The following is an 11,582-nucleotide window of genomic DNA, read 5'->3' on the forward strand; positions in this document are numbered from 1 at the left end:
TGTCCAGAGCGCTCACGATAAGCTCTCCAAGGCTGGAATGACATCTGAAGTGTAGCCGAGACTAACGAAAAGCTATTTTGCGAACAGCACACTAGCTGCACCTATATGTTTTTCCAACATAGAACTGAGCAAGCAGCAAGTCTTAGCAGGTAACGTAGTTCATGCCCACAGAAAGATTTTCGAAATTTTAAACCTCGGCATAACACCAGTCTCCTAAATGTGCAGGCAGTCTCAAAATAAAGCTTCTTTGATTAGCAGCATTTTCTCTACGTAAAAATAAACTCAGCTTGAGGCGGTAATACTTACTCCAAAAGGAACGGTTTTTGCACATCGGTTCCGTAGTTCCTAAGGTTACTAAGTTCGGCACAGTTTTCAAAGGTGGGGCTGACCAAATATTCATGCCCCAAAACTGCCGGAATCTTGGATCGTTAACGTAGAAAGTTTGCCTTCTATCTGAAGAGGCTTATATGGCTAAGGAAGATTTAGTAGCTTTGCTTTTGAGCGTGGTTAGGGATTTGAAAGCGGCTGAGACGGCACGGAGCGAAGTTTTTTTGCATTCAGTTATTAGTACATATCAGCGAGTTGTTATCTAATGACTACCAATGATTTACAAGAAAATCTTATAAAAACCTCTCCCAGAGCGTATTTGGAAATTTATAGTGATTACGAGAATCCATTGCTTGAGAAAATGGATCTTGCACAGAAGGAGATTCAGGCATTTATTGATGACTATCCTTGATTCGCCGTATGCATTTGTCCAAGGGCAAAGCTGTTAATACGCCTTGATGCTGCTATTTTCGCTGAGCAACCTCACCACACTGACCCTGCCCACAGGTCAACACCTCAACCACCTGTACTACGGCAGCGGCCACCTGCACCAACTCAACCTCGACGGACTGCTCATCAGCGACATGGAACGCGATGACCTGCACCGCGAGATCTTCCGCACGCAGGGCAAACTCACCAGTTGCTTCGGCTACGACGCCATGGGCCGCAAGAGCTGGCAGTTCGCCTCCAAATTACCGGGCGAAAAGCTCTCGCAGATCCACAACCCCGGCGACAACAGCCTGCTGGTGGATCACGCCTACAACCCTATCCACCGACGCTATGAATACGACCCAGCTGGCGAACTGACCCGCACCCTCGACAAGCTGCGCGGCGAGATCAAATACGAGTACGAGGCCAACTGCACAGCCGCGACACCGGAAAACTGGTCGACAGTGAAGAGTTCAGATACGACGCTGCAGCCAACCGGCTGAACTTCAACACAAGCCAGTTTGATCATGTCAAAGACAACCGCCTCAAACGCTGGCGTGACCAGGAATACGCCTACGACGCATGGGGCAATCTGATTGAAAAGCGCAGCGGTCTGAGCAAGTTGCAGACGTTTAGCTACGACTGTGAAAACCGCTTGGTCAAAGCTGAAACACTGGTCAATGGCAAACGACACAGCATCGGCACCTATCGCTACGACAGCCTAGGCAGGCGCATCGCCAAGACATCAGAAATAAATGGCCAGACCGAACACACAAACTTCCTCTGGCAAGGCTTGCGAATGCTGCGTGAGGAAGCGCCCGGCCAGAGCAGCCTCTACATTTACGAACCCGGCAGCTATGCGCCGCTAGCCCGCGTCGACCAACAGGAAGGCGAGACAGAGCAAAAGCTCTACTACTTCCACACCGACCAGATCGGCACACCGCTGGAAATGACGGACGCAGGCGGCCAGATCGTCTGGCAGGCCACGTACAAAGCGTGGGGCGAGGTCGAAACGCTCACAGTCAGCGACATCGAGCAAAACCTTAGGTTTCAAGGTCAGTACTTCGACGACGAGACGGGGCTGCACTACAACACGTTCAGGTATTACGATCCGCAGGTAGGACGGTTTATTACGCAGGACCTGATTGGTTTGCTTGGAGGACCTAATCTTTATCAGTTCGGCGCCAATCCGTTAGCATGGCTAGACCCTTTGGGGCTCGCTTGTTCTTCTGTATTAGATAGAGTTGTTGGTGATGCTAATAAAGTGGCTTCGCCTGGAGGGGCTATCACTGCCAAACAAGCGGACCTGCTTCGGGGGAATCTCCCGGTAATTCAACGTCGAACAGTTTTCCAGAACCAAATGGCGCGTAAAGAATTTGTAGGCAACCAGAATTACCTTATGAAACAGTGGGAGGCTAACACGGGAAGAGCATGGCCGTCGGGCGCAACTCCGCACCATATCATTCCACTGGAAAGTGGCGGTGCTAATAAATGGTGGAATTTGATGCCAACTAACGGTACATTACCAAATCATTCGCTGCCAGGTATATCGGGGCCTCATGCGGCAGGGAGAGTCTTAAGGGCGACGATTCAACAGAGTAGGAAAGCCTTGCCGCCGGGTAGTCTAACTGATCTGAGGTTATGAATGTTTAATATTGACGAAGAGCTGAACCGAATTCTGAACGCTAATTTTTTTAGTAATATGGGCAAGGGGGGGGCAAATACTGGTTCAATAATATATATAGAAAATGTGAAAAAAGTGTTTCTAGAGCCAAGTGATGCTGATTTTGTTGGCCATTATGCTGAGGTTGAGTGGCTGCCAACCTCTCCCACGCAAATAGATCCCTTTTATGATGCCCCAAAAAATTCACGGGACCTTGTTAGGGTTAGAATGACGGTAAATAAAGCAGTGTTAGCAGCTACGAAAAACATAGATAAAAGTCAGTTCATTTCTGGTCCGCATGATTTCAATGTCGCAGCTAGGAATGGAATATGTTTTGCGTTTCGACAATATGTGACAGAGCAGTATTATGATTTAGGCGAAGTCTGGCATGATATTGTTAAATTTTATTATTCTGGGCGCTGGCCGGTGGGTTACTTCAAAAATGGGCTGATTGTGATTTAAATGCCATAAGTGCCCCTGCTTCAAGGGTTGGAGTTTAAGCACATAACTTTCGGCTGCATCGCCAGATTTATCGCACCCAAGGCAAACTCACCAGTTGCTTCGGCTCCGACGCCATGGGCCGCAAGAGCTGGCAGTTCGCCTCCAAATTACCGGGCGAAAAGCTCTCGCAGATCCACAACCCCGGCGACAACAGCCTGCTGGTGGACCACGCCTACAACCCGATCCACCGACGCTATGAATACGACCCAGCTGGCGAACTGACCCGCACCCTCGACAAGCTGCGCGGCGAGATCAAATACGAGTACGAAGCGAACGGTCAACTGCACAGTCGTGACACCGGAAAACTGGTCGACAGTGAAGAGTTCAGGTACGACGCGGCAGCGAACCGGCTTCGTCTACAAGTCACACGTCATCCCTGCGTCGGAGAGCTGACAGTGAGCGCTCTGGGCATCACGCTTAGCCCCGAAGGAAAAGACCGAACTGAAACGGCGCGTTCGCTCTGGGACTATCGCCCCAGCGAGAAGGTCATCGAGTACGCATCATTCTGCTGGCTGCCGAAGGCGGAACCCGTGACAACATTGCACGGCTGACTGGCTTTTCCTGCCCTACGATTACTGACTGGTGCCAGCGTTTCCAAGCACATCTGCTGGACGGACTGGTCGATAACCGGGGCGCGGGCGCAAGTCGCCTTTCAATTCGCCGGTGCACCCGGTGTCTTTTTCCGATAGCAAAAAACCTCAGCCACCCCCCACAAAAGCGAAACCCAGTCCGATCAGGCCTGCGAAGGTTGCACTGCCCCAGACGGCGCCGAGATCGCTGATTACCGGATCTCTGGAAGGATGCTCCGGGTCGTAGAACACTTCCACCATCTGGCCGGGCTGGTAGCCAAAGATGATCCCCCCTTCCGGGTAAGACACCACTTGACCGGAGCTGCTGGTGAACTCGATTTGCGGATGAGAGCCGCCAGCGTTGAGAGATTTCACGACTCCTGGCGCTTTCTGAGCATGCGACAAAAACTCGTGCTGACCGATGGCTATATAGCCCGTAATGATAAAAGGACAGCGCTGATAAAGCAGGCGAAGAGCCCTTTGAGAAGGTTGGGTGGTGAGTTCGAACGAAAACTGATCATGGTATCTGCCTGTCATCCCTGATAGAGCGCATAAGATTTTGAATCCATCGCACGCCACTCAGGGCTGCAAATTTTTTACGGGGATACGACGCTAACATACCCCCAGTGTTTCAACACTGCCCCGTGTACTGGGCGGTCTGATGAGAGTCAGGTTGCATAGGGATGCGTGCGCGGCGAGTTGAGTAGGGCGCCGATTAGCGAGCACTCGACACCTTCTTCCCTGACGGCTTTTACATCGTGGCTCCTGTGAAAACCGTTTGCCTCGTGAGGCACCAGGCAAAAGACATAGGCATCGGACCGATGCAGTAAGTGGATCACGTCCGCTTCGCACAGTGGCGGAGATATAGAGTGGCGAATCATCCTGTTGCAAGGCGTGGCAAACAGCCACCTAGGTAGCGTGCACGGATGGCATGCAGCGCCAAGCCGGTGGCGCGTTGTGAGATTGTGAAGCTGAAATAGGGCGTCCAAACTCGGCCCCGACCTGAGCACAGGCGTGCTGCCTAGTCTGCTCACGCAGACTTATAGCACCTTCAAGCAGCAACGCTGCGGTGTGTTTTGCGCATCGAATGCGTCGAGTCAACCAAGCCTGTGGCAACCCAAATAGGAAACGCTCCAGAGGGCGGGCCGGATCACGTGCGGGCAAAAATGACTGAGAGCAAGACACTTCAAGAGTCGGCTTCGCGACACAACGAAGCGACCGCAGCGTTCACCTGAGTCATCCATTCCAAAGGGGACTACCCATGAGGTGACCTGAGTCAGGTGGTTGATGCATAAACGGATTTATCTTGTGACCACTTCTCTGCTGCATGGGAGTCATGCAATGTCTGAATCACCCGGAAAACTTCGCCTCGGCGCGCTGGTTGCGCTGGTTGTCGGCTCAATGATCGGCGGCGGAATTTTCTCGTTGCCCCAGAATATGGCCGCCAGTGCCGATGTCGGGGCGGTTTTGATCGGCTGGGTCATTACTGCAGTGGGCATGTTGACCCTGGCGTTCGTCTTCCAGACCCTGGCCAACCGCAAACCGGCCCTGGACGGTGGCGTGTATGCCTACGCCAAGGCAGGGTTCGGTGATTACATGGGTTTCTCTTCGGCCTGGGGTTACTGGATCAGCGCGTGGCTGGGCAACGTCGGCTACTTCGTGCTGCTGTTCAGCACCCTCGGGTACTTCTTTCCGGTCTTTGGTGAGGGCAATACCCCGGCCGCGGTGATCGGTGCGTCGGTGCTGCTGTGGGCCGTGCATTTTCTGGTATTGCGGGGCATCAAGGAGGCAGCGTTTATCAACCTGGTGACCACCGTGGCCAAGGTCGTGCCGCTGGTGCTGTTTGTCCTGATCGCGCTCTTCGCCTTTAAGCTGGACATTTTCACCGCCGACATCTGGGGCCTGAAAAACCCGGACTTGGGCAGTGTGATGAATCAGGTCCGCAACATGATGCTGGTCACTGTATGGGTGTTTATCGGCATTGAAGGCGCCAGCATCTTCTCGGCCCGTGCCGAGCAGCGCTCCGATGTGGGCAAGGCCACGGTCATCGGTTTTATCACCGTGCTGCTGTTCCTGATGCTGGTGAACGTGCTGTCCCTGGGAATCCTGACACAGCCGGAACTGGCGAAATTACAGAACCCTTCGATGGCGGCCGTGCTGGAGCATGTGGTGGGCCATTGGGGCGCGGTGCTGATCAGCGTCGGCTTGATCATCTCGCTGCTGGGGGCGTTGCTGTCGTGGGTGCTGCTGTGTGCGGAAATCATGTTTGCCGCTGCCAGGGACCACACCATGCCGGCATTCCTGCGCAAGGAAAACAGTAACCATGTACCGGTCAACGCGCTCTGGCTGACCAACGTGATGGTCCAGGTCTTTCTGGTGATCACGCTGTTTTCCGCCAGCACTTACCTGTCGCTGATCTACCTCGCCACGTCGATGATCCTGGTGCCTTACCTGTGGTCGGCAGCGTACGCGCTGCTGTTGGCGGTGCGCGGGGAAACCTATGAAAACGCGCTGTCCGAACGCAGGAAAGATCTGTTCATCGGCGCTATTGCCCTGATCTACGCGCTATGGCTGCTCTACGCCGGCGGCACCAAATACCTGCTGCTCTCTGCACTGCTCTACGCCCCGGGCGCGATTTTGTTCGCCAAGGCCAAGCGTGAGTTGGGCAGACCGGTTTTCACCAACGTCGAGAAGCTGATTTTCGCCGCAGTGGTCATTGGCGCCCTGGTGGCGGCCTATGGGCTCTACGACGGCTTTCTGACTTTGTAATGTTTTGCTCAAGGGAGGGTCTGTAATGACCAATGAAAACGTGAAGTACGGCGTACATTCCGAAGCCGGGAAGCTACGTAAAGTCATGGTGTGTTCTCCAGGCTTGGCCCACCAGCGGCTGACCCCCAATAACTGCGATGAACTGCTGTTCGACGACGTGCTGTGGGTGGCCCAGGCCAAGCGCGACCATTTCGACTTCGTCACCAAAATGCGCGAGCGGGACATTGATGTGCTGGAAATGCACAACCTGCTGAGCGACATCGTTGCCATCCCCGAAGCACTGGACTGGATTCTCGAGCGCAAAGTGACCGCCAACCAGGTCGGGCTCGGCTTGGTCAATGAAGTCAGTTCCTGGCTGCGCAGCCTGGAGTCGCGCAAGGTCGCCGAGTACCTGATTGGCGGTATCTCCGCCGATGACCTGCCGAACAGTTTCGGTGGCAAGACCATCGAGATGTACCGCGACTTCCTCGGCCATTCGAGCTTCATCCTGCCGCCGCTGCCCAACACCCAGTTCACCCGTGACACCACCTGCTGGATCTACGGCGGCGTGACGCTCAACCCGATGTATTGGCAGGCGCGACGCCAGGAAACCCTTCTAACCAGCGCGATTTATAAATTTCACCCCGAGTTCATCAAGGCCGACTTCCAGGTCTGGTACGGCGACCCGGATCAGGCGCATGGTAATGCCACGCTGGAAGGCGGCGACGTGATGCCGATCGGCAACGGCGTGGTATTGATCGGCATGGGTGAACGCTCCTCGCATCAGGCCATCGGCCAATTGGCGCAAAACCTGTTCAAGCACAACGCCGTGGAACGGGTGATCGTGGCCGGCCTGCCGAAATCCCGCTCGGCCATGCACCTGGACACCGTGTTCAGCTTCTGCGACCGCGATCTGGTGACCGTCTTCCCGGAAGTGGTCAGTCAAATCGTCGCTTTCAGCCTGCGCCCTGACGAGAGCAAACCCGGCGGCATTGACGTTCGCCGTGAAGACGCAAGCTTTCTCGAGGTCGTTGCCACTGCACTCAATCTCAAGGCCCTACGCGTAGTAGAGACCGGCGGCAACAGCTTCGCCGCCGAGCGCGAGCAGTGGGATGACGGCAACAACGTGGTGGCTCTGGAACCCGGCGTGGTGATCGGTTACGACCGCAACACCTACACCAATACCCTGCTGCGCAAGGCCGGTGTGGAAGTCATCACCATCAGCGCCGGTGAACTGGGCCGGGGGCGTGGCGGCGGCCACTGCATGACCTGCCCGATCGTTCGCGACCCTATCGATTATTAGTTTCAAGGCCTCGGTTGCCGCCCATAAGGCGTCGACCCAGGGGATACCTAAGCAGAAGGAGATACACCGTGGCTTTCAACATGCGTAATCGCAGCCTGCTGTCGCTGATGCACCACACCACCCGCGAGCTGCACTACCTGCTGGACCTTTCCCGCGACCTCAAGCGTGCCAAATACACTGGCACCGAGCGTGCGCACCTGCAGGGTAAGAACATCGCGCTGATCTTCGAAAAAACCTCCACCCGTACCCGTTGCGCATTCGAAGTTGCAGCCCATGACCAGGGCGCCCACGTCACCTATATCGATCCGGTGTCGTCGCAGATCGGCCATAAAGAAAGCATGAAAGACACCGCGCGTGTTCTGGGCCGCATGTTCGATGCCATCGAATACCGTGGCTTCGAGCAGGAAATCGTCGAAGAGCTGGCCAAGTTTGCCGGCGTACCGGTGTTCAACGGCCTGACCGCCGAATTCCATCCGACGCAAATGATCGCCGACGTCCTGACCATGCGCGAACACAGCGACAAGCCGCTGCATGACATCAGCTACGCCTACCTGGGGGACGCCCGTTACAACATGGGCAACTCGCTGCTGATGATCGGCGCCAAGCTGGGCATGGACGTGCGGATCGGCGCACCGAAAGCCCTGTGGCCACACGAGGATTTCATCAAGCAATGCCAGGCCTTCGCCGAAGAAAGCGGTGCGCGCATTACCATCACTGAAGACCCGAAAGAAGCGGTGAAAGGCGTGGACTTCATCCACACCGATGTCTGGGTCTCCATGGGTGAACCGGTAGACGCGTGGGATGCGCGTATCGAGCAACTGCTGCCGTATCAGGTCAACGCTCAGATGATGAAGGCTTCTGGCAACGTACGGGTGAAATTCATGCACTGCCTGCCAGCGTTTCACAACAGCGAAACCAAGGTCGGCAAGGACATCGCCTCGCGGTATCCGCATCTGGCCAATGGCGTTGAGGTGACCGAAGAGGTGTTCGAATCCCCCGCCAACATTGCGTTCGAGCAGGCGGAAAACCGCATGCACACCATCAAGGCGATTCTGGTCTCGGCGTTGGCGGATATCTAAAGCGCGCTGGCTGAAGCTAATCAGTGGGGAACCGGTCTGTCTGCCATGCAGGCGCTACTCGATGCCATCGGGGCGAGCCCGTTTCCCACAGTTCTAGGAGGACATTACCCATGCGTATCGTCGTTGCACTGGGCGGTAACGCCCTCCTGCGCCGTAGTGAACCCATGACCGCAGATAATCAGCGGGCCAATATCCGCATCGCTGCTGAACAAATCGCCAAAATTCACCCCGGTAATGAACTGGTGATTGCCCACGGCAATGGCCCGCAAGTGGGCTTGCTGTCGCTGCAAGCGGCAGCTTACACCCAGGTTTCGCCTTACCCGCTGGATGTGCTGGGTGCCGAAACCGAAGGCATGATCGGCTACATCATCGAACAAGAGCTGGGCAATCTGCTGGATTTCGAAGTGCCGCTTGCCACGCTGTTGACCCAGGTCGAAGTAGACGCCAAGGACCCCGCGTTCCAGCACCCCAGCAAGCCTATCGGTCCGGTCTACTGCAAAGCCGAAGCACAAGCACTGGCGGCAGAAAAAGGCTGGGCCATCGCACCCGATGGCGACAAATACCGTCGTGTGGTCGCCAGCCCTCGGCCCAAACGCATCTTTGAAATACGCCCGATTACCTGGCTGCTGGAAAAGGGAAGCATTGTTATCTGTGCCGGTGGCGGCGGCATTCCGACGATGTATGGCGAAGACGGCAAGCTTCAGGGCATCGAGGCAGTGATCGACAAGGACTTGTGCTCATCCCTGCTGGCGGGGCAACTGGACGCCGACCTGCTGGTGATCGCTACCGACGTGAAGGCGGCGTTTATCGACTTCGGTAAGCCGACTCAAAAAGCCATCGGCCAGGCGCACCCGGACGAAATGGAAAAACTCGGCTTCGCCGCAGGTTCCATGGGTCCCAAGGTCCAGGCCGCTTGCGAGTTCGCCCGCCTCACCGGAAAACCTGCGGTGATTGGTTCACTTTCGGACATCGAAGCCATCGTTCAAGGCCGCGCCGGCACACGTATCAGCACGACGCAACAGGGCCTGACTTACTTGTAACGCTCCGTCGGGCGGGTACTGCGCCTGCCTTCTCTCCCATGTCCTGGAAGGAGACACGTTATGGCCACCTTTGAGCCCGGCCACCTGCACATCGAACGCCACGCCCTGAACAAGGACGACTACAGCTACAACCTGTGCATCGACTATGAGGTCGTACAGGATCCCAAGGAAGGCAAGGGGATGCTGTTCAAGATGCATGGCTCAGTGCAAGACAAAGACCTCAAGGAAGAATTCTTTCTGCCCAAGGACCAGGCATTCGACTTCGCCCGATACGCGACACACATCGCGCAGAAGTACGGCTTGCCAAGGACCGTCGTGTTGACGGGTCAGATGCACAAGCAGTACGACCTGATGTTCGAAGACGTGCGTCATCGTCTGGACGTGAAACCGGGCGACCCGATAAACCCGGCGCATCTGGAATAAGCGTCGCTGGGACCCACAGGCATCCAACCTAAACGGGCGGGCTCACAATCGCGGCCTGTCCGTTTTACCCTATCGTCACTTCTTTCAAACATCGCGCTCATGCTTGCTCGATTCCCTGGCATCGTCTACGTATAACGCCATCGAACAACTTCACACGGTTACAGACCAAGGGAATATCCACCAAATGACGGACCAGACCCTCTACGCAGTCGAAGGTGAGAGCGAGATTTTCCAGGAGGCAGTTGCCAGTGCAAAGGCAACTTTCAAGTTTTTCTGGCGCGAGCTTTCTTGGGAGCGGCGGCGGGTGGTGCCGGGACTTGATCTGGCGGCAGTGAAGGTTTCCTTCGGAGTGAATACTTCCGATCCGCTGAGCCCTTCTGTCGAGCACATGTGGGTGACAGATGTCGATTTCGACGGCGAGAATCTTTCAGGCGTGTTGATGAGTGAGCCGCATTGGGTCAAGTCGCTGGCGGCGGGAGATCAGGTATCGGTTCCGTTTGTCGATCTGAATGACTGGATTTACGTCTTGGGTGGTCGGGCGTTTGGTGGGTTTACTGTCGATGCTCTGCGTTCGACGATGGCGCCTGTCGAACGCGATGAACATGATGCTGCGTGGGGCATCGACTTTGCTGAAGCAGGGGTAATCGAGCTGGTTCCACCGGCCCGTGGGCAGGAGCCACTCATGTTCACTCGCGGGTTGGACACGCCGTCGGACAGGCATGCGCTGGCGAAACTTGAACGGATCGAGCATCCGATGAGCCTGAATGTGCAAGACATGATCGAGCAGGGGCTGGAAGACGATCCCGAGCTTATTTCGGATTACGACCAAAGCGGTCGCCTGTTGCTGCATCGCGAGGTATTGGCGGGCAATCATGACTTTGTGTATGCGCTATTGCGTCGTGGAGCCGATCCGCAGGCCACGGATTCATATGGCCGTACATCGTTCTCACTTGCACAGCTCGCGGGTTGGCCGCGCGTCATTACTGTGCTGGAAACCGGGGAGCCAGCGCCTCAGTTTGCCGATCAATCGGTTGGTTTTCCGGCTTGGCCAATCGGGGTGGGGCTGGTTGTTATCGCGCTGTCTGCTCTGTACTTCATCTATTTCCGGTCTTGGTTGAATGGGTACAGCCCAATTAACTCTTATTTCTTGGGAAGTGTCGGCTTTGCTACATGCGTTTGGGTTGTGGGGCAGGGTCTGGTGTTGTGCACCGGTCCTTGGTATTTCCGTTTGCGTGAGCGCACACCGATGTGGGGGAACGCTCGTGCACTGGATCTGATCTGCACTGTCGGCGGCTTCACGATCGCGACGTGGGCCTACGATCTGCTCACCCGTTATTTCCTCGGTTTTCACTGATCAAAAGGGTCCGATCAGGCGACTGTTGCCTGATCGGATTGCCAGCCCGATGGGGACTGTCAGATTTTTTGTGTGCGGGCCGGTAACGGCCTGCCGTCAGGCAGTCCGTGCTTTTACCAGGTCGGCCTGATAAATCGATCTCCGTA

The 11,582-nt window shown here is 55.6% G+C and carries 9 protein-coding genes and 3 pseudogenes; 11 read left to right on the forward strand and 1 reads right to left on the reverse strand.

The genetic code is table 11. The annotated features are described in order from the left end of the window. Positions 1-592: 592 nt before the first annotated feature. The 5 genes and pseudogenes from EC915_RS24940 to EC915_RS24380 form a co-directional block, all read left to right on the forward strand. The gene (locus EC915_RS24940; protein WP_166651074.1) at positions 593-739 is read left to right on the forward strand and encodes a hypothetical protein; all 147 of its coding nucleotides are present in this window, start codon (positions 593-595) and stop codon (positions 737-739) included. Positions 740-800: 61 nt separating this feature from the next. Further along, a pseudogene (locus EC915_RS24365) lies at positions 801-1,987 on the forward strand (RHS repeat domain-containing protein); the annotation flags it as partial. A 414-nt stretch (positions 1,988-2,401) separates the two neighbouring features. Beyond that, entirely contained in the window at positions 2,402-2,881 is a 480-nt protein-coding gene (locus EC915_RS24370; RefSeq protein WP_133753022.1) for a hypothetical protein, read from the forward strand. A 53-nt stretch (positions 2,882-2,934) separates the two neighbouring features. Beyond that, positions 2,935-3,273: pseudogene (locus EC915_RS24375) on the forward strand (sugar-binding protein); the annotation flags it as partial. A gap of 42 nt (positions 3,274-3,315) precedes the next feature. Beyond that, a pseudogene (locus tag EC915_RS24380) lies at positions 3,316-3,568 on the forward strand (helix-turn-helix domain-containing protein); the annotation flags it as partial. A gap of 50 nt (positions 3,569-3,618) precedes the next feature. Here the strand turns inward: EC915_RS24380 and EC915_RS24385 are convergent. Then, entirely contained in the window at positions 3,619-4,026 is a 408-nt protein-coding gene (locus EC915_RS24385) for a DUF3592 domain-containing protein (protein ID WP_133753023.1), read from the reverse strand. An 804-nt stretch (positions 4,027-4,830) separates the two neighbouring features. Between EC915_RS24385 and arcD the strand changes: the two genes are divergently transcribed. The 6 genes from arcD to EC915_RS24415 all read left to right on the forward strand — a co-directional run bounded on the left by arcD (position 4,831) and on the right by EC915_RS24415 (position 11,436). Beyond that, positions 4,831-6,258 carry an arginine-ornithine antiporter gene (gene arcD, locus EC915_RS24390; RefSeq protein WP_133753024.1) on the forward strand — a complete coding sequence of 476 codons (1,428 nt, stop codon included), beginning with the start codon at positions 4,831-4,833 and terminating at the stop codon, positions 6,256-6,258. 25 nt (positions 6,259-6,283) lie between these two features. After that, positions 6,284-7,540: an arginine deiminase gene (gene arcA, locus EC915_RS24395; RefSeq protein ID WP_133753025.1), complete on the forward strand. Its 1,257-nt coding sequence runs from the start codon at positions 6,284-6,286 to the stop codon at positions 7,538-7,540. A 68-nt stretch (positions 7,541-7,608) separates the two neighbouring features. Then, entirely contained in the window at positions 7,609-8,619 is a 1,011-nt protein-coding gene (locus EC915_RS24400) for an ornithine carbamoyltransferase (RefSeq protein ID WP_133753026.1), read from the forward strand. A 110-nt stretch (positions 8,620-8,729) separates the two neighbouring features. Beyond that, a complete protein-coding gene (gene arcC / locus EC915_RS24405) occupies positions 8,730-9,659 on the forward strand; it encodes a carbamate kinase (protein ID WP_133753027.1) in 930 nt (309 codons plus the stop codon). Positions 9,660-9,719: 60 nt separating this feature from the next. Further along, positions 9,720-10,082, forward strand: coding sequence for a DUF5064 family protein (locus EC915_RS24410; protein ID WP_133753028.1), 363 nt, complete (start codon positions 9,720-9,722; stop codon positions 10,080-10,082). 103 nt (positions 10,083-10,185) lie between these two features. After that, the gene (locus EC915_RS24415) at positions 10,186-11,436 is read left to right on the forward strand and encodes a DUF2314 domain-containing protein (RefSeq protein WP_256658831.1); all 1,251 of its coding nucleotides are present in this window, start codon (positions 10,186-10,188) and stop codon (positions 11,434-11,436) included. Positions 11,437-11,582 lie beyond the last annotated feature (146 nt).

The organism is Pseudomonas sp. LP_7_YM (assembly GCF_004364435.1).
Lineage (GTDB): Bacteria > Pseudomonadota > Gammaproteobacteria > Pseudomonadales > Pseudomonadaceae > Aquipseudomonas.

What these genes read in the sequence shown, in the direction of transcription:
- EC915_RS24940 (WP_166651074.1), top strand. Translation starts at nt 593, where the DNA reads ATGACTACCAATGATTTACAAGAAAATCTTATAAAAACCTCTCCCAGA.
- arcA (WP_133753025.1), top strand. Translation starts at nt 6,284, where the DNA reads ATGACCAATGAAAACGTGAAGTACGGCGTACATTCCGAAGCCGGGAAG.
- arcC (WP_133753027.1), top strand. Translation starts at nt 8,730, where the DNA reads ATGCGTATCGTCGTTGCACTGGGCGGTAACGCCCTCCTGCGCCGTAGT.
- arcD (WP_133753024.1), top strand. Translation starts at nt 4,831, where the DNA reads ATGTCTGAATCACCCGGAAAACTTCGCCTCGGCGCGCTGGTTGCGCTG.
- EC915_RS24370 (WP_133753022.1), top strand. Translation starts at nt 2,402, where the DNA reads ATGTTTAATATTGACGAAGAGCTGAACCGAATTCTGAACGCTAATTTT.
- EC915_RS24385 (WP_133753023.1), bottom strand. Translation starts at nt 4,026, where the DNA reads ATGACAGGCAGATACCATGATCAGTTTTCGTTCGAACTCACCACCCAA.
- EC915_RS24410 (WP_133753028.1), top strand. Translation starts at nt 9,720, where the DNA reads ATGGCCACCTTTGAGCCCGGCCACCTGCACATCGAACGCCACGCCCTG.